Here is a 16352-nt window from a genome sequence, read left to right on the forward strand (position 1 = left end):
TCCGTCAGGCTTGGCAGATGGTCCGCCGCAGAATGGATAGGACGCGCCATGATCGAGGACCAGCACAACATCGAATGGCGAGACAATGTTCCGGTCTCGACACGGTTCGCCGACCCCTTTTATTCCCTTAACGACGGCCTGGCGGAAACCCGGTTTGTCTACCTTGGTGGCAACGACCTGCCCGCGCGGTTTCGGGATGGCTTTCACGTGGCAGAACTTGGGTTTGGCACCGGCCTGAACTTTCTGGCGACGCTTCAAGCATTTCGGGAGTCGGGCACTTCGGGCAAGCTGCATTTCACCTCGTTTGAGGCATTTCCTATCAGTCCCCAAGATCGCGCCCGCGCCCTTGTCCCTTTCCCGGATCTTCCGGTGGATATCTTGCTGGAAGACCCGTTTGAGCCGCAGATTACCGGCGATGATTTTGAGCTATCCGTCATCATCGGCGACGCCCGCGAAACATTGCCTACCCTGCCCCTTAGAGCCGATGCATGGTTTCTGGATGGCTTCGCTCCGGCGCAAAATCCCGAGCTGTGGGAGGATGATCTACTGCATTCTGTCGCCGCACACACCGCTCTGGGCGGCACCTTTGCCACATATACGGCCGCTGGACGCATTCGCCGAACTTTGGCAGAGGCTGGCTTCACCGTCGAACGGGTCACAGGTTTTGGCAGGAAACGTCACATGACACGGGGGAAACTGGGATGAGCAGCAACCCTAAACTTGGCATCTACCTGATGATTGCCACCACTTTCGTCTTCGCCGTTCAAGACGGGATCAGCCGCCATTTGGCGACTGAGTACAACGTCTTCATGGTCGTGATGATCCGCTATTGGTTCTTCGCCGCTTTCGTCATCACCATCGCGTCGCGCATGGCGGGCGGCGTGCGGGCAGCGGCCCAAACCTCTCAACCCTTCATACAAGCGTTTCGGGGTATCCTTCTAGCAACCGAGATCTGTGTGATGGTGGGCGGTTTTGTCTTGCTTGGCCTTGTGGAATCTCATGCCATGTTTGCTTGTTACCCGCTTCTTGTGGCGGCCCTTTCCGGCCCCATTCTGGGCGAAAGAGTCGGGTGGCGCAGATGGACGGCAATCGGCATCGGCTTTGTGGGCGTTTTGGTTATTCTGCAACCGGGCTACGGCGTATTTTCGATCTACGCGCTGGTGCCTTTGACGGCGGCATTCATGTTTGCGCTCTACAATTTGCTGACCCGCTACGTCGCCGCCAAAGATCGCGCGGCCACCAGCTTTTTCTGGACCGGCACCATGGGCGCGATCGTTTCGACCTGCATCGGCGTCTGGTTTTGGGAACCGATGATTTCGACCGACTGGATCTGGATGGCCACGCTATGCGTCACGGGGGCGACGGGGCATTTCCTGTTGATCAAAACCTATGAAGTTGCCGAAGCCTCCGAGGTGCAGCCCTTTGCCTATCTGCAATTGGTCTTCGCCTCTGCCATCGGATTGTTCGTGTTTCACGAAACCTTGGCGAACAACGTCATGATCGGGGCGGGCATCGTGATTTGCGCCGGGTTGTTCACCCTATGGCGCGAAAAGAAGGTTGCTGAAGGCTAACGGCACATGGGCAACGAAAAGGGCGGCCCCCGAACTGGAGCCGCCCTGTTCACGTACATCTCAGGGGAAGAATTACTCCTCCGAACTACCGAGCGATACAAGGTAGGCATAAAGGTTCAGCGCGTCTTCTTCCGAGCGGACCCGGAAGCTCATCGCGCCGCGCAGGCTGTCGTCGCCAGCTGCTTCGCGAATCCAGCCAGTTGGGTCTTGGACGTAGGCAACGAAGGATTCTTCGTCCCACGTCATTTCTGCGTCCATCAGGGCTTCAAGACCTGCGGAATAGCGGAAGTCTTCGACCGAGCCGATAGTCCGACCATGAATGCCGTAAAGGTTTGGACCGGTACGCGCATTACGCCCGGCGAGTGTTTCCCCTTCGGCATCCACAACAACGTGGCAGGAAATGCACTGGCGGAAAGTACGCTCTCCGGCGGCGGCGTCACCGGTGGCGTGGCCATCGGCAAAAACAGGGGTCGTAAGGAGTGTCGCTGTGGCGGCTAGGATAGAAAGTGGCTTCATTGATCGTCTCCTACTAAAGCTGATGAATGTATAACTAGGTTGCTTGACGAATGTTCACACCTTTTGGTGAGGCATAACGACATGGGGCCACTGTTCGCCAATACCTGCCTGGTCTTGAACTTTGATAAAACGACGCGGGCGCTTTCACAAATGACCGGAAATAAACCCGCACCACTGGTCAATTTACGCGCAATAGCGCATGTGGCGCTGCAACAAGAACCCGGCCCCGTTTGGGGGCCCTGAAACAGCCGATACGCCAATGAAAATTCACATTCCCACCTGGATCGACGGAACCTTGCAACCTGTGGAAAAACTGGAGGCGCATCAGCGCGGGCTCCGGCACAAGGCGGTTTCGGTGTTTCTGCTGAGGGATGGGGACGTGCTACTGCAACGGCGGGCGATGGGGAAATACCACACGCCCGGGCTTTGGGCGAATACCTGTTGTACGCACCCCCAGTGGGACGAAAGCGGCATGGATTGCGCCGTTCGGCGGCTGGATGAAGAGCTGGGGATTAAAGGCATTTCCTTAACGTTTCGGGATACCGTGGAATACCGGGCGGACGTGGGCGGCGGCCTGATTGAGCATGAAGTTGTGGATATCTTTGTGGGCGAAGTGACGTTGGGTCAAGAACCAGTCATGAACCCCGATGAGGTCATGGATGTCGCTTGGCGGCCCCTTGCCACGTTGAAGGCCGAAGTCGCCGCCGCGCCGGAACTCTATACGCCGTGGCTGCGCATTTACCTGGATGATTATGCGGACCTGATTTTCGACCGGACTTAACCCGGCAATACCACCGAATTGCCAACCCCACCTAGCCCATAGGTTGCGAGAGGCCATCGCGCTGTCCATATAGGGCCTGAACGGATGGAGGCCCCTATGGCGAAAGATGAATTCCCCGGCTGGCACGGCACAACGATCATTGGCGTGCGCAAGGGCGGCAAAGTGGTTGTAGCGGGTGACGGACAAGTCAGCCTTGGGCCGACGGTCATCAAGGGCAGCGCCCGCAAGGTGCGGCGTTTGTCGCCGGGCGGATACGATGTCGTTTGCGGGTTTGCGGGCTCCACCGCCGATGCCTTCACCCTGTTGGAGCGTCTTGAAGCCAAGCTAGAGGCGACGCCCGGTCAATTGCAGCGGGCCAGCGTTGAACTGGCCAAGGATTGGCGCACCGATAAGTACCTGCAAAAACTGGAAGCGATGCTGATCGTCACCGATGGGTCCGAGCTGTACATCATCACCGGCGCGGGCGATGTGCTGGAACCAGAGCACGGCATTGCTGCGATTGGATCGGGCGGCAACTACGCCTTGGCCGCTGCGCGCGGAATGCTCGACAGCGACAAAGACGCCGAAGCGATTGCCCGCGATGCCATGGCGATTGCATCCGACATCTGCGTCTACACCAACGGTAACCTGACCGTAGAAACGATCTCTGCATGAGCGATGTGACCCGCGATGACCTCCGCGCCGCTGTTGGTGCGGGCCTGATGTCCGAGGCTCAGGCGGCTTCTCTGCTGGCGCTGGCGGAAGAGCGTGAGGGCGTGCGGGCGCGGCGGAGCGGCCTTGATGAACCGTTTGAGCTGTTTAAAGGCTTCAACGAGATCTTCATCGTCGTCGGCCTCTCGATCCTGTTCGCGGGCTGGACGGGCGTGACGGGTCTGTCGATCTTCACCACCACCAGCGGCTACGTCTTGGGGATGGTGTTTTCGTTCGCGGCGATGGGTGTGCTGGTCCTGCTGGCACGCTACTTCACCCTCACCCGGCGCATGGTGGCCCCCTCTATCGCGCTGGCTGTGATGTTTGGGCTTTCCGCCGTGCAGTTCGGCCTGTCCTTTGCAGCGATGATGGACATGACATTTCAAGCCAGTTGGACGGTGGCTGCGGGCCTTTCTGGTGTGCTGCTGGCTTTCTACTATCTGCTTTACCGCGTGCCGTTCACCGTTGCGCTGATCGCTGTGTCCGTTGTGGTGCTGACTTTCGGGCTTGTCACTATTGGCGGCACGGTGCCGGACGGGATTGATGACCTGTTTCTTCTGTCCGCCGATGGCCCTTTTGCGATCATCACGATCCTTCTTGGCCTCGCGGGCCTTGCCATTGCGCTCGCCTTTGACATGAGCGACCCGCACCGCGTGACGCGGCGGGCCGCCTCGGGCTTTTGGCTGCACGTCATCGCCGCACCCGCGATCGTAAACACCGTGGCGCTGAGCCTGTTCCAAAACCCGGATGCGGGCGCAAAGCTGATGCTGCTGGTCTTCATCGCCTTCATGGCGCTGTTTGCCGTGGTGATTGACCGCCGTTCTTTCCTTGTGTCGGGCGTTGGCTACGTCGTGGCGCTCTCCATTTCAGTTGTTGAAGGTGAAGGCGCTTTCCTGGTGATCCTGCTTCTTGGGGTCGGCATGGTAGTGCTTGGCGCCCAATGGGAACGTATCCGTGGCGCGATCATGCGCGGCCTTCCCAACTTCCCCGGTAAAACCCGTCTGCCCCCTTGGGCAGCAAAGGAGGCTCAATCATGAGTGACCTAACCCCCCGCGAAATCGTGTCAGAACTTGACCGTTTCATCATCGGCCAGAACGACGCCAAACGCGCCACCGCCGTGGCCCTGCGTAACCGTTGGCGGCGCAAACAGTTGGGCGATGACCTGCGTGATGAGGTCTACCCAAAGAACATCCTGATGATCGGACCCACAGGCGTCGGCAAAACCGAGATCAGCCGCCGCTTGGCCAAACTGGCAAAAGCGCCGTTCATCAAGGTTGAAGCTACCAAGTTCACCGAAGTGGGCTACGTGGGCCGCGATGTTGAACAAATCATCCGCGATCTGGTGGAATCCGCGCAAGTGATGGTCCGCGAGCACATGCGCGAAGAGGTGAAGGCCAAGGCGCACGATGCCGCCGAAAACCGCGTGATCGAGGCTTTGGCGGGGGAAAGCGCCCGCGATCAAACCCGCGAGATGTTCCGCAAAAAGCTCCGCGCGGGGGAGTTGGACGATACGGTGATTGAGCTTGAGGTTGCCGATACCTCTAACCCTCTTGGTGGCTTTGAAATCCCCGGTCAGCCGGGCGGCATGGGGGGCATGGGCCCCGGCATGATGAACCTGGGCGATCTGTTCAAAGGCATGGGCGGGCGCACCGTAAAGCGGCGTCTGACCGTGGCCGCCAGCTATGATATGCTGATCGAGGAAGAGGCCGACAAACTGCTGGATGCGGAAACCGTCACGAAAGAGGCTCTGCGGGCGGTGGAGCAAAGCGGGATCGTGTTTATCGACGAGATCGACAAGGTTTGCGCCCGATCCGATGCCCGCGGTGCCGATGTGTCCCGTGAAGGGGTGCAGCGCGATCTACTGCCGTTGATCGAAGGCACAAGCGTTTCCACCAAGCATGGTCCAGTGAAGACCGACCACATCCTGTTCATCGCCTCGGGCGCGTTCCACATTGCAAAGCCGTCCGACTTGTTACCGGAATTACAGGGCCGCTTGCCGATCCGCGTGAACCTGCGGGCGCTTACCGAAGATGATTTCGTGCGCATCCTGACGGAAACCGACAACGCCCTGACGCGCCAATATACGGCCCTTATGGCAACCGAAGAAGTCACGGTAGAATTCACCGAAGACGGGATCAAAGCGCTGGCGCATATCGCGGCCGAAGTGAACGAGAGCATCGAAAATATCGGCGCGCGCAGGCTTTATACAGTGCTGGAGCGGGTGTTTGAGGAGCTGAGCTTCACCGCCCCCGACCGTTCCGGCGACGTGGTAAAGGTAGATGCCGCCTTTGTGGAAGAGAACCTCGGCGAATTAACGCGCAGCACCGATTTAAGTCGCTACGTTTTGTAAGCGCTTGCTGGTATCAGGGCCTATGGAGAACGCCCCGATCACCCGTCGCGCCTTGATGTGCGGTGTTGCTGCCCTGCCTTTGGTGGGATGCGGGGCGGTGCCCGATATCATGATCGTGCCGGAAGCGGCCTCGGTTGGTACGAATGAGACGGTCTTTGCGGCCACCAATCGCGTCTTCCGCGATGGCGCGTTCCAGTCTGACAGGCAGGAGCTGCTGTCGTTCACGCAATTCAACATTTCCGTTCCGCCCGATAGGGAAGTCGGGGCCGTGGAGCCCGGCCGCCCGCGACGCCGGGGGCCTGATCTGCAAACCGAATTTGTTGCCAGCGCCGGCAACCACTTGCGATCGCCCGAGGCCTTTCGCGCCGCCCTTCAGGCCGAGGCGCAAAGGTCCGGGTCCCGCGAGGTTATGGTGTTCATCCACGGCTTCAACAGCACCGTCGGAACTGGCCTTTATCGGACTGCGCAAATCCACCACGATTTCGCTATTCCCGGCATTCCCGTTCATTACTCGTGGCCCAGCGCCGGACATCCCTTGGGCTATGCCTATGACCGGGATTCGGCTCTGTTTGCCCGCGATGGGCTGGAGGCGCTACTTCGTGAGATCGTCGCCGCGGGTCTGGATATCGTCCTGACCGCCCATTCGCTTGGGTCCGGTGTGGTGATGGAGGTTCTTCGCCAACTTCGCATCGGCGGCCAAGACACCGTGTTGAACCGGATCAACGGCGTGATCTTGTTCTCTCCCGATATCGACGTGGACGTGTTTCGGGGGCAAGCGGCGCGAATTGGCACCTTGCCACAGCCCTTTGTTATCTTCACCTCTCAACGGGACAGAGCGCTAACGGTCTCGGCCCGAATTACCGGGCTGAGAGAACGGGTTGGCAACCTGTCGAACCCTGAAGACCTTGCGGATTTTGAAGTGACCTTGATCGACGTGAGCGCCTTCGCGGGCGGTGTGCGTGATCCGTTGAACCATTTTGCCGGGGCTACCTCGCCCGCCGTGGTGCAGATCTTGCGAGAGGTGGCCCAGCTTAACAGCGCGTTTGAGCAGGACACGACCCAGCAAACCGGCCTATTGCCCGGCACAATCCTGACGATCCAGAACGCGACGCAGGTGTTACTTACGCCCGTGAACCAGAACTAGCGCCGCCGTTTGAGGTAGACGTAATAAGCTCCACCGCCGCCGTGGCGTTGATGGGCCTCTCGGATATCAAGGATCATCGCACCAAGAGGCGGAGAGGTCAGCCAATTGGGTATCTGATGCTTCAATATCCCGCGTCGGATCGGGATCGGCCCGCCGCTGTCACGGTCTTTGCCTTTACCTGTAATCACCAGAACCAAACGCCGGTTCATCTCGTGAGAATGGAAGATGAAACTGATCAAGGCGGGGTGCGCCTCGGCCAAGGTCATACCATGAAGGTCGATGCGGCCCTCGGGCTTTAGCTTGCCGCGCGTCATGCGTTTATGGGTGCCGTGATCCATGCGGACGGGGGCATGGGCCAGTTGCGCCGAAAGGCTCGGGACGTGATTGACCGTGCCTTTGCTGAACGAAGACTTCTCACCCACGCGGAACGCGGGCAGTCGCTCGGCGGTGGTGCTTGGCTGTGGCCGGATCGGCGCGGGTTTCTTAACGGGTGCGTCTTCGGTGATCTTTGGCGCGCCGCTGCGGTCCATCGGCGTTGCCGTGGCTGCGACCCGGTCCCATAGGGCTTTGTCGTCCTCCGACATGCCTCTCTTGCTGCGCCGCACCATTGCTTAAGCGTCCGGGATCAACTGATGCGCCCGCTCGATCGGCAAAAGCACCATCATGCGGCCTGGGTCGCGGATCACGCCAGCGGCTTCTCCGGCCTCATCGCCATATCCAAAAAAGATATCCGCACGCTGCGCGCCTTGGATGGCGCCACCGGTATCTTGGGCAATCATCAGGCGGTTGATCGGGTCGTTGCCCTCTTTCTCGATCCAGACAGGGGCGCCGAGAGGGGTGAAATCCGGGTCCACCGCGATAGAGCGATGGGGCGTAATGTTGCGGTTCATCGCCCCAAGGGGGCCGAGGTTCGGGTCGGTGATGTCGACCTCTCGGAAGAAAACGTAGCTGGGGTTATGGTGCAACAGATCGCGCCCCTGTGACGGGTTGCGCCGTACCCATGATTGGATCACCTGTGCGCTGACCTGATGGGGCTGGTACACGCCGCGCCGCACGAGTTCCCGTCCGATGGAGCGGTATTCATGGCCATTGCGTCCGCCGTAACCCACCCGAATGGCTCCGCCGCCCGCAAGGCTTATCCTGCCAGAGCCTTGGATTTGCAGAAAGAACAGCTCCACCGGGTCATCCACCCAGGCGATCTCCAGCCCTCGGCCTTCCAACACGCGGGTATCCTCGATCTGCTCACGCGATAGCCATTGGCCCGTGACCTCGGGCGGCATCCGGTAGACCGGGAAGCGGTAACGGCTGGTGCGGGTACGTGAACCGCTGAGTTCCGGCTCGTAATAACCCGTGAATAGCGCCGGGCTTTCGCCACCAATCAAAACGGGGCGAAAGAACAGCTCGAAGAAGGTGCGGGCATCAGGGGCGGTTTCCGCCACATTGCACAGCGCCGCCCAATCCGAGCCCTCAAGATCCATACAGGTGTTTCGGAAAACCGAAAGGGCCGCGGCGTGATCGTCCGTGGCCCATCCATTCAGGTCGTCAAAATCAAGAAGCTGCACAGGCTCATCCGCCACGGCGATGCTCGCCATCATCAGAAAGGCAATGACACTTGCGAGCCGTCTCATCGGTCATCCGTCGGTGGCCACCAAGGCCCAGTTCGGATCATCAGACCCCATAGAGCGGGCGAATGTCCACACATCGCGCTGGCGCTTGATCGCCGTGCTGTCGCCTTCGATGATCTCACCCTCGGCGTTGCGCACAACGCTTGTCAGCTCACTCACGAAACGCACGGTGATTTCGCCAACACTGGTAGCCCGGTCAAAGGTGGCACCTTGCAGGGTGATTTCGCGCACGCCGATGAACTCTGCCTCGATCTTCAGGCCTTGTTCGTTGCGCTGGTTGATGACTTGTTCAAACGTTTCCAGCACATCGGGGGCAAGGAACGGGCGCAGCCCTTCCACGTCGCCGCTTTCAAAGGCCATCAAGATCATCTCATAGGCCTGCCGTGCGCCGCCGAGGAATTCACCTACGCGGAAGCCGGGCTCTGCCATCTTCATCGCCGCCAGTGCCTTGGCGCTATCGGTGCCATCTTCGACGTGATCGGTAATGTCTTCGTCGGGGCCACCTTCGATGACCTCAAACTCTCGCCGGACACGGGTGCCAGCGGGGGCGGGCGGTTTTTCAAACCCATCCCGAGAGCCCAACACAGAACGTAGGCGCAAAATCAGAAAAACTGCGATGCCAGCCAGCACCAACAAGGACAAAAGGGAGGAGTTCATGTCACCTCGATTGGGTGTGTGGGTTAAAATATTGATCTTCAGCCACATATGTAGGGCAGGGGTGGGATCAAGTCCATTGCGCCGAGGTGCATGGGTGCGGTTTACACGGTTTGCGGTGAAAGGGCCGCGTGAAGGCTGAAAAGGCGTTAAGATAATGTGGCTGTTTTTTGTATTCATCGCGGTTCCGCTGATCGAGATTGGTCTGTTCATCCAAGTCGGTGGCTGGCTTGGCCTTTGGCCGACCCTGGCAATTGTGCTGCTGACGGCCATCGCCGGGACGGCATTGGTTAAGAGCCAGGGGGCGCAGGCCCTTGCGCAGTTGCAGAACAGCTTCAACGACCTCCGCGACCCGACCGAGCCTTTGGCACATGGCGCGATGATCCTGTTTTCCGGCGCGCTCTTGCTGACGCCGGGTTTCTTCACCGACGCCCTTGGTTTCGCACTTCTGGTGCCCGCGTTCCGTCGCTTCGTGCTGAAACGGATCAAGGAACGGGTGAATGTGCAAACTGTGCATACGGATCGGGGCTGGCAACCACAGGATGAAACGATCATCGAAGGCACCTTTACTGCTGATGATCCCGAGCACCCCTCTGGCCCCTCGGGCTGGCGCAGGGATTGAGGCCGGGCGACGGGCCTGCTAAAGCACCTCCGACCTCGAATTAAGGAGAGACCCTATGTCCGACGCCTCTGCTAACGGCGACGCAACCGCAGGCGCAGCAGCTGAGCCTGCCGCGCAACTTCCCAAGATGCAAATCCTGGGCCAATTCATCCGCGATCTGTCGTTTGAAAATGCAGCTGTGCAAAACGGCGTTGTAGCCCAAGGCCAGCCTGACATTCAGGTGCAGGTGGCGCTGGACGCCCGCAAGCGGACGACGGAAAACCAGTACGACGTCATCATGAAGCTGAAGGTCGAGAGCAAGACCAAGGAAGATGAGCCCAAGGCGATTTTCCTGATCGAGCTTGAGTATGGCGGCGTTTTCCTGATTGAAAACATTGCCGAGCAGCAATTGCACCCGTTCCTGATGATCGAATGCCCTCGGATGCTGTTCCCCTTCGTGCGCCGCATCATCTCGGACGTGTCGCGTGACGGTGGTTATCCACCACTGAACCTTGATCAGATTGATTTCGTGGCGCTTTACCGCCAGCAGCTTGCCGCGCGTCAAGCGCAGCAGCCCCAAGGCACAGCGTAAGCTTTAGCTGAGATCAGGAAAGGCGCGACCAGATCGTGTCTTTTCCCAAAGCTTCGACAAAGGCCGCGTGAGCGGCCTTTTCTTCATCCGTCAGACGTGAAGGCAGGGCGTTTGGGCGTGGTCTCGGACGCCAATTGGCATCCTCCTCCTGCTTAGCGTTGTTGGATTTGGTCTGCGACAGGGCAAAATCCGGCTGTTTGCCGCCTGTCAGTTCCAGATACACATCGGCTAGAATCTCGGAGTCAAGCAACGCGCCGTGCTTTTCACGGGCGGAGTTATCAATGCCGAACCGACGGCACAGCGCATCCAAAGACGCGGGCGAGCCGGGGAATTTCTTGCGGGCGATTTTCAGCGTATCAAGAGCTTGGCTATTGGGCAGCGTTGGTTTCCCCGCCCACTCAAGCTCGGCATTCAGGAAACGCATATCGAATTCAGCGTTGTGAATGACCATCTGGGAATCGCCCACGAAATCCAGAAAATCCTGCGCGATTGCCGCGAAAACAGGCTTGTCGGCCAGGAAATCTTCGCCAATGCCGTGCACTTCAAACGCCTCTTTCGGCATGTCGCGTTCGGGCTGGATATACTGGTGATAGGTTTTTCCGGTCGCGACCTGGTTGAACACCTCCACGGCCCCAATCTCGACAATTCGGTGACGGGGGTCATCGTAGGGGTTAAGGCCAGTGGTTTCCGTATCGAGGACGATCTCACGCATCAATCATGTGCCTTGGGTCAGTTGCGAAACCAGATGTGCCACGTCTTCGCGGGTTCCGTCCAGCGTATCCGTGTGGATCACATAGGTCGCTCGGTCCCGCTTTTGCGTATCAGGCATTTGCCGGGACAGAAGGTCGTTCAGGGTTTCCTCACTCGTGCCACGGGCCAGCACCCGGCGGCGCTGTTCATGCGGGCTGGTGGTGACAACCAACGTGGCATCGCATTGCGCATCTCCCCCGGTTTCAAACAGAAGCGGGATATCGAACACGATCAGCGGAGCATCGGCATGTTGCGCCCGAAAAGCTGCACGATCGTCTCCTACCAGGGGGTGAACAATCGTCTCTATCCGCTGCAATAGGGTCGAATCTTTGGCAATCTCAGCGCGAAGAACGCCACGATCAACGGCACCGTCTACGATGGCATGGGGCAGTAGCGCCGCGATGGGCTCTACCGCCGCGCCACCCACGCCATAGAGCTTATGAACGGTCGCATCGGCATCCCAGACCGGAACGCCAAGATCACGGAACATCTTGGCGGTGGTGCTTTTGCCCATCCCGATTGAACCAGTTAAGCCGAGAACAATGCTCATCCCTGCAAAACAGCCTGACGAAGGTCATCATCAACCATTGGCGTGTAGCTGAACCAGCGCTCAAACCCCGGCACCGCCTGATGGAGGAGCATGCCAAGCCCATCGACGGTTGTGCAGCCTCGGGCGGCGGCCTCTTTCAACAGATCAGTCTCTAGCGGGGTGTAGACGATATCGTTCACTACCGTGGCCGGGGAGAGACGTGACAGATCGAGGGTCAGCGGCGCTTGGCCTGACATTCCCAGTGACGTTGTATTCACGATCAAGGCGGCATCGCCGATGAGGTCGGGGATGCTTGTCCAATCCTGAGGGGACACGCGGGCCCCGAACTGATCTTTCAACGCGTCCGCCCGGGCGCGGGTACGGTTGGCTACATGGACGACAGGTGCGCCGTCCGAGACCAGCGCCGACACAATGGCCTTCGCCGCACCACCTGAGCCCAATACCAGCGCCGGCCCGTTAGCAGCGGACCAATTCGGCAAGGTCTGGCGGATGTTCGAAAGGAACCCCATGCCATCTGTATTGTCGGCCTGAATTTGCCCGTTTGCCGTGAAGGTCAGCGTGTTTGCTGCCCCGATCAGGGCAGCGCGGTCCGTCACGCTATCTGCGAGAGAAAGCACCAACTCTTTATGGGGCAGGGTGACATTTACACCGACAAACCCCATCCGGGGCAGGGTCCGCAGGACGTCTGGTAGATCGACATGGTTCACATGCAAGGGAATGTAGTGCCCGCGCAGATCATAGCGCTTCAGCCAGTGGCCGTGCAGGCGCGGCGACAGGGAGTGAGCGATTGGGTCACCGATCACGCCGGCGAGGGGGATCATTTCTTTTGTCATGACGTAAGCATCCCACGCGTCCGAAGGTAAGAAATCAACTGTAGCAGGGGGAGGCCGAGGACGGAAAACCAATCTCCGTCAATTCGCGAAAAGAGTTGGCCGCCCAAAGCCTCGGCCTGATAGGCGCCGACGCAGCCCGAAACCTCGGGCCAGGCTTTGTCGAGGTATCGGTCAATATCGGCGTCAGAAAGGTCGTGCATGGACAGGCGCGCAGAGCCTACAGTGCGCCAGATAGGTTTGGCCCCTTCATAGATGACAGCGGCTGAATATAGGTGATGGGTTTGTCCAGAGAGGGTGCGAAGATGTTCAGCTGCCTCAGCCTTATCCGCGGGTTTGGAATAAATTTTCCCTTTTAGTGCAAGGATTTGGTCTGATCCTAATACTATGTCGTCTGGCTTCTTCTCTGCCCCCTTCCGGGCTTTGAACTCCGCCAAGGCATCAGCAATATCACGGGGGGAGGCATCTTCTGCCTCAAGGGATTGGCGAATGGCGTCTTCGTCGATGCGTACCGGCACTGATTCGAAGGAAATGCCCGCATTCTGGAGCATGGACTGCCGGGAACTGGAGGCGGAGGCGAGAATAAGGCGCGACATGTTGTGGATAATTCTTTGGAATTCTTTGGGATCAAGATGGGAGGGTGTGTTCGTAAGCGAGCGGGTTTTTCAGACTGCCCCCAAACTGCCCGAGTTCTGAAGAAAAGGCCAAAGGGTTTTACCCGGGGAGTATCTGTTCTTGGATAATTCTGACGTGAGCGGCTTATTCACATCTATCCACAGGAATTTCCACCCTTTTTATTTTGAGGAAAACTCGTAACATACTAATCTATAACGATTAAACCTGTATACGGGTTATTCACACCCAACTTGTCCAAGATCAGTTCAGGACAGCTATCTTTGTGGATAACCTGCGCAGAAGTGAGTTCTTCGAGATGCTAACGGTCCTACTACCAACTACAAGAAAACTTCATTTTCTTTCTTTATTATAGTTAGGAGGCCGAAAGAGGCTGAGTTGACAGAGCTGAGAGATGGACCTATCTCCAATCTCGTACCCCGTCCGGGGCTACGGCATCTTACATAGAAGACACGAGTGCTTAGGCGTTAGCGCCAAGGCACATGCACGTTGGAAATTTCCATGACAGTTGAAACGCTTCGTCTTGCTGACCTGAAAGCGAAAGCCGCTAAAGATCTTTTGCCCATGGCAGAAGAGCTTGAGATCGAGAACGCCTCTACCATGCGGAAGGGGGATATGATGTTTGAGATCCTCCGCGAACGCGCGGAAGAAGGTTGGGAGATTTCCGGCGACGGTGTGTTGGAAGTTTTGCAGGACGGTTTTGGTTTCTTGCGGAGCCCCGAGGCGAACTACCTGGCTGGTCCTGATGATATCTATGTGTCACCGGACATGATCCGCCAGCACTCGTTGCGTACCGGTGATACCGTTGAAGGTGTTATGTCTGCGCCGAAAGAGAACGAGCGCTATTTCTGCTTGGTCAACGTTACACAGATCAACTTTGAAGAGCCTGAGAAGGCGAAGCACAAGGTTGCGTTTGATAACCTGACGCCGCTTTATCCGGACGAGCGGATGAATATGGAGATCGAAGACCCGACGATCAAAGATCGCTCTGCGCGGATCATTGATTTGGTGTCTCCGATCGGTAAGGGCCAGCGGAGCTTGATCGTGGCCCCGCCGCGGACCGGTAAGACGGTTTTGTTGCAGAATATCGCCCATTCGATCGAGACCAATCACCCCGAATGCTATTTGATCGTCTTGCTGATCGACGAGCGGCCGGAAGAGGTGACGGACATGCAACGTTCGGTGAAGGGGGAGGTGATTTCCTCGACCTTTGATGAGCCTGCGACGCGCCACGTTGCCGTGTCTGAGATGGTGATTGAGAAGGCAAAGCGCTTGGTAGAGCACAAGCGGGACGTTGTGATCTTGCTCGATTCGATCACGCGACTGGGTCGCGCGTTCAACACGGTTGTGCCGTCTTCCGGTAAGGTTCTGACAGGTGGTGTGGATGCCAACGCTCTGCAACGGCCAAAGCGTTTCTTCGGTGCGGCGCGGAATATTGAAGAGGGTGGGTCGTTGACGATCATCGCGACCGCACTGATCGATACTGGCAGCCGGATGGATGAGGTTATCTTCGAGGAATTCAAAGGCACCGGTAACAGCGAAATCGTTCTGGATCGCAAGATTGCAGACAAGCGCGTGTATCCGGCGATGGATATCCTTAAATCCGGGACGCGGAAGGAAGACCTGTTGGTCGATAAGGGTGACTTGCAGAAGACCTTTGTTCTGCGGCGTATTTTGAACCCAATGGGGACGACGGATGCGATTGAGTTCCTGATTTCCAAGTTGAAACAGACGAAGACCAACTCAGAGTTCTTTGACTCGATGAACACCTAAGGAACCGGCATGCAGACGATTTTCGCTCTGGCAACGGCCCGGGGGAAAGCGGGTGTTGCGGTAATCAGGATCTCGGGTCCTGACGCGTTTGATGTGGCGCGAAAATTGGTGGGAGACTTGCCAGAAGCGGGACGTTTCGTGTTGAGAAACGTCCTGTCTGGGGCAGGTGAGGTTCTGGATCAGGGGCTTGTTCTCGCCTTCAAAGGCCCTGCCAGTTTTACCGGTGAAGATATTATTGAGTTGCAGCTGCACGGGAGTGTTGCGGTCGTGCGCGCTGTAGAGGCCGCTATTCAGGAAACTGGAATGGCGCGGCTGGCCGAAGCCGGGGAATTTACCCAACGTGCGCTTTTGAATGATACGCTGGACCTGACCCAGGTTGAAGGTCTTGGGCGATTGATCGACGCCGAGACCGAAGCACAACGCAAAGTGGCGCAGGCGAGTTTTCAAGGCGGATTGTCAGAAAAAACCGAAGCATGGCGGAACACGTTGATCCGCATTGCCGCGTTGCTGGAGGTGTCGATCGATTTCGTGGACGAAGATGTTCCGGTGGACGTAGTGCCAGAGGTCATGGTCCTTCTGAACGATCTTATGGACGATTTTAGCGCTGAAATCGCGGGTACGGTCGTGGCAGAGCGTCTAAGGGATGGTTTTGAGGTGGCTATTCTTGGTGCGCCGAACGCGGGAAAGTCTACTCTTTTGAATGCGTTAGCAGGACGCGATGTTGCGATTACGTCCGATGTGGCTGGGACGACTCGGGATGTTCTTGAAGCGCGGTTGGATATCAATGGTCTGCCTGTGACCTTCTTGGACACCGCCGGATTGCGTGAAACGGGCGATACGGTTGAACGGATCGGCGTCGAGCGGGCTATCGCACGGGCAAGGGAAGCTGACCTGCGGATTCTCTTGGAGACGGATGATTGGGAACCCGTCGATGCCCTAGAGGAATTGATTGATTTTCGATACGTGGCGAAAAGTGACCTGAACAACGGTGTTGGGATTTCTGGCGTGACGGGTGAGGGGATCGTGGGATTAATTGACGATGTAGAACGTGTTCTTTCAGATCGGATGAGCACTGTGCGGTCGGTCATAACAGAACGACAACGGGGGGGGATCGCGCGTGGGCGTGATGCTCTGGCGGCAGCGCGAGAGGTCTTGGATGTGACGGGTGAGCTGGAACTTGCCGCTGAACATACACGAGAAGCGTTGCGATCGCTTGACTCAGTGATCGGGCGGGTGGATGTAGAGAACCTCTTGGGTGAAATTTTCTCTCGGTTTTGTATCGGGAAATAGGA

General features: G+C 58.0%; 19 protein-coding genes. 11 read left to right on the forward strand and 8 right to left on the reverse strand.

The features are described from left to right. Window positions 1-48 precede the first annotated feature (48 nt). Both mnmD and K3728_00585 read left to right on the forward strand, forming a co-directional pair. Complete coding sequence (gene mnmD, locus K3728_00580; protein ID UWQ95776.1) at window positions 49-705, forward strand: tRNA (5-methylaminomethyl-2-thiouridine)(34)-methyltransferase MnmD; 657 nt, start codon at window positions 49-51, stop codon at window positions 703-705. Next, window positions 702-1571: a DMT family transporter gene (locus K3728_00585; GenBank protein UWQ95777.1), complete on the forward strand. Its 870-nt coding sequence runs from the start codon at window positions 702-704 to the stop codon at window positions 1569-1571. The genes mnmD and K3728_00585 overlap by 4 nt, the downstream gene beginning before the upstream one ends. 72 nt (window positions 1572-1643) lie before the next feature. Here K3728_00585 and K3728_00590 read toward each other — a convergent pair whose 3' ends face one another. After that, window positions 1644-2087: a cytochrome C gene (locus tag K3728_00590; GenBank protein UWQ95778.1), complete on the reverse strand. Its 444-nt coding sequence runs from the start codon at window positions 2085-2087 to the stop codon at window positions 1644-1646. A gap of 259 nt (window positions 2088-2346) precedes the next feature. Here K3728_00590 and idi point away from each other — a divergent pair, with 259 nt between their 5' ends. The 5 genes from idi (at window position 2347) to K3728_00615 (ending at window position 7052) form a co-directional block, all read left to right on the forward strand. Beyond that, window positions 2347-2868, forward strand: coding sequence for an isopentenyl-diphosphate Delta-isomerase (gene idi, locus K3728_00595; protein ID UWQ95779.1), 522 nt, complete (start codon window positions 2347-2349; stop codon window positions 2866-2868). A gap of 96 nt (window positions 2869-2964) precedes the next feature. After that, entirely contained in the window at window positions 2965-3522 is a 558-nt protein-coding gene (hslV, locus tag K3728_00600; protein ID UWQ95780.1) for an ATP-dependent protease subunit HslV, read from the forward strand. Continuing rightward, on the forward strand, window positions 3519-4595 hold the full coding sequence (locus K3728_00605) for a hypothetical protein (protein ID UWQ95781.1): 1077 nt from the start codon (window positions 3519-3521) through the stop codon (window positions 4593-4595). The genes hslV and K3728_00605 overlap by 4 nt, the downstream gene beginning before the upstream one ends. Beyond that, window positions 4592-5908: an ATP-dependent protease ATPase subunit HslU gene (gene hslU / locus K3728_00610; GenBank protein UWQ95782.1), complete on the forward strand. Its 1317-nt coding sequence runs from the start codon at window positions 4592-4594 to the stop codon at window positions 5906-5908. Before K3728_00605 ends, hslU begins: the two co-directional genes overlap by 4 nt. A 22-nt stretch (window positions 5909-5930) precedes the next feature. Next, the gene (locus tag K3728_00615) at window positions 5931-7052 is read left to right on the forward strand and encodes an alpha/beta fold hydrolase (GenBank protein ID UWQ95783.1); all 1122 of its coding nucleotides are present in this window, start codon (window positions 5931-5933) and stop codon (window positions 7050-7052) included. Here the strand turns inward: K3728_00615 and K3728_00620 are convergent. Genes K3728_00620 through K3728_00630 form a run of 3 tightly spaced genes read right to left on the reverse strand, consistent with a single transcriptional unit; the run spans window position 7049 to window position 9334 of the window. Next, the gene (locus tag K3728_00620) at window positions 7049-7660 is read right to left on the reverse strand and encodes a Smr/MutS family protein (protein ID UWQ95784.1); all 612 of its coding nucleotides are present in this window, start codon (window positions 7658-7660) and stop codon (window positions 7049-7051) included. The two genes, K3728_00615 and K3728_00620, sit on opposite strands and share 4 nt — an antisense overlap. Before the next feature lie 3 nt (window positions 7661-7663). Next, the gene (locus K3728_00625) at window positions 7664-8680 is read right to left on the reverse strand and encodes an MltA domain-containing protein (protein UWQ95785.1); all 1017 of its coding nucleotides are present in this window, start codon (window positions 8678-8680) and stop codon (window positions 7664-7666) included. Window positions 8681-8683: 3 nt separating this feature from the next. Further along, the gene (locus tag K3728_00630) at window positions 8684-9334 is read right to left on the reverse strand and encodes a Tim44/TimA family putative adaptor protein (GenBank protein ID UWQ95786.1); all 651 of its coding nucleotides are present in this window, start codon (window positions 9332-9334) and stop codon (window positions 8684-8686) included. 154 nt (window positions 9335-9488) lie between these two features. On the opposite strand from K3728_00630, the gene K3728_00635 reads away from it, so the two are divergent. After that, on the forward strand, window positions 9489-9953 hold the full coding sequence (locus K3728_00635) for an FxsA family protein (protein ID UWQ95787.1): 465 nt from the start codon (window positions 9489-9491) through the stop codon (window positions 9951-9953). A 55-nt stretch (window positions 9954-10008) separates the two neighbouring features. Then, window positions 10009-10524 (forward strand): protein-export chaperone SecB, encoded by a 516-nt coding sequence (gene secB / locus K3728_00640; GenBank protein ID UWQ95788.1) that lies wholly within the window; start codon window positions 10009-10011, stop codon window positions 10522-10524. 13 nt (window positions 10525-10537) lie between these two features. Here the strand turns inward: secB and dnaQ are convergent, their stop codons facing one another. From dnaQ to K3728_00660, 4 genes are read right to left on the reverse strand one after another with little or no spacing between them, the layout of a single operon-like run. Next, window positions 10538-11236 (reverse strand): DNA polymerase III subunit epsilon, encoded by a 699-nt coding sequence (gene dnaQ, locus K3728_00645; GenBank protein UWQ95789.1) that lies wholly within the window; start codon window positions 11234-11236, stop codon window positions 10538-10540. Between the two features lie 3 nt (window positions 11237-11239). After that, a complete protein-coding gene (gene coaE / locus K3728_00650; protein UWQ95790.1) occupies window positions 11240-11824 on the reverse strand; it encodes a dephospho-CoA kinase in 585 nt (194 codons plus the stop codon). After that, window positions 11821-12657, reverse strand: a complete 837-nt coding sequence (locus K3728_00655) for a shikimate dehydrogenase (protein ID UWQ95791.1) — start codon at window positions 12655-12657, stop codon at window positions 11821-11823. The genes coaE and K3728_00655 overlap by 4 nt, the downstream gene beginning before the upstream one ends. Continuing rightward, window positions 12654-13250, reverse strand: coding sequence for a Maf family protein (locus tag K3728_00660; protein UWQ95792.1), 597 nt, complete (start codon window positions 13248-13250; stop codon window positions 12654-12656). Before K3728_00660 ends, K3728_00655 begins: the two co-directional genes overlap by 4 nt. A gap of 538 nt (window positions 13251-13788) precedes the next feature. Between K3728_00660 and rho the strand changes: the two genes are divergently transcribed. Together rho and mnmE are read left to right on the forward strand one after the other, a co-directional pair. Then, window positions 13789-15060 (forward strand): transcription termination factor Rho, encoded by a 1272-nt coding sequence (rho, locus tag K3728_00665; protein ID UWQ95793.1) that lies wholly within the window; start codon window positions 13789-13791, stop codon window positions 15058-15060. 9 nt (window positions 15061-15069) lie between these two features. Next, on the forward strand, window positions 15070-16350 hold the full coding sequence (mnmE, locus tag K3728_00670) for a tRNA uridine-5-carboxymethylaminomethyl(34) synthesis GTPase MnmE (GenBank protein ID UWQ95794.1): 1281 nt from the start codon (window positions 15070-15072) through the stop codon (window positions 16348-16350). Window positions 16351-16352: the final 2 nt, after the last annotated feature.

This window comes from Rhodobacteraceae bacterium M385 (assembly GCA_025141835.1).
In the GTDB taxonomy this organism is placed as follows: domain Bacteria; phylum Pseudomonadota; class Alphaproteobacteria; order Rhodobacterales; family Rhodobacteraceae; genus Gymnodinialimonas.

Coding starts and splice junctions, on each gene's coding strand:
- K3728_00655 (UWQ95791.1), bottom strand. CDS start 12,657: ATGACAAAAGAAATGATCCCCCTCGCCGGCGTGATCGGTGACCCAATC.
- K3728_00620 (UWQ95784.1), bottom strand. CDS start 7,660: ATGGTGCGGCGCAGCAAGAGAGGCATGTCGGAGGACGACAAAGCCCTA.
- K3728_00635 (UWQ95787.1), top strand. CDS start 9,489: ATGTGGCTGTTTTTTGTATTCATCGCGGTTCCGCTGATCGAGATTGGT.
- secB (UWQ95788.1), top strand. CDS start 10,009: ATGTCCGACGCCTCTGCTAACGGCGACGCAACCGCAGGCGCAGCAGCT.
- K3728_00615 (UWQ95783.1), top strand. CDS start 5,931: ATGGAGAACGCCCCGATCACCCGTCGCGCCTTGATGTGCGGTGTTGCT.
- K3728_00625 (UWQ95785.1), bottom strand. CDS start 8,680: ATGAGACGGCTCGCAAGTGTCATTGCCTTTCTGATGATGGCGAGCATC.
- mnmE (UWQ95794.1), top strand. CDS start 15,070: ATGCAGACGATTTTCGCTCTGGCAACGGCCCGGGGGAAAGCGGGTGTT.
- K3728_00590 (UWQ95778.1), bottom strand. CDS start 2,087: ATGAAGCCACTTTCTATCCTAGCCGCCACAGCGACACTCCTTACGACC.
- idi (UWQ95779.1), top strand. CDS start 2,347: ATGAAAATTCACATTCCCACCTGGATCGACGGAACCTTGCAACCTGTG.
- coaE (UWQ95790.1), bottom strand. CDS start 11,824: ATGAGCATTGTTCTCGGCTTAACTGGTTCAATCGGGATGGGCAAAAGC.
- rho (UWQ95793.1), top strand. CDS start 13,789: ATGACAGTTGAAACGCTTCGTCTTGCTGACCTGAAAGCGAAAGCCGCT.
- K3728_00605 (UWQ95781.1), top strand. CDS start 3,519: ATGAGCGATGTGACCCGCGATGACCTCCGCGCCGCTGTTGGTGCGGGC.
- K3728_00585 (UWQ95777.1), top strand. CDS start 702: ATGAGCAGCAACCCTAAACTTGGCATCTACCTGATGATTGCCACCACT.
- hslU (UWQ95782.1), top strand. CDS start 4,592: ATGAGTGACCTAACCCCCCGCGAAATCGTGTCAGAACTTGACCGTTTC.
- mnmD (UWQ95776.1), top strand. CDS start 49: ATGATCGAGGACCAGCACAACATCGAATGGCGAGACAATGTTCCGGTC.
- hslV (UWQ95780.1), top strand. CDS start 2,965: ATGGCGAAAGATGAATTCCCCGGCTGGCACGGCACAACGATCATTGGC.
- dnaQ (UWQ95789.1), bottom strand. CDS start 11,236: ATGCGTGAGATCGTCCTCGATACGGAAACCACTGGCCTTAACCCCTAC.
- K3728_00630 (UWQ95786.1), bottom strand. CDS start 9,334: ATGAACTCCTCCCTTTTGTCCTTGTTGGTGCTGGCTGGCATCGCAGTT.
- K3728_00660 (UWQ95792.1), bottom strand. CDS start 13,250: ATGTCGCGCCTTATTCTCGCCTCCGCCTCCAGTTCCCGGCAGTCCATG.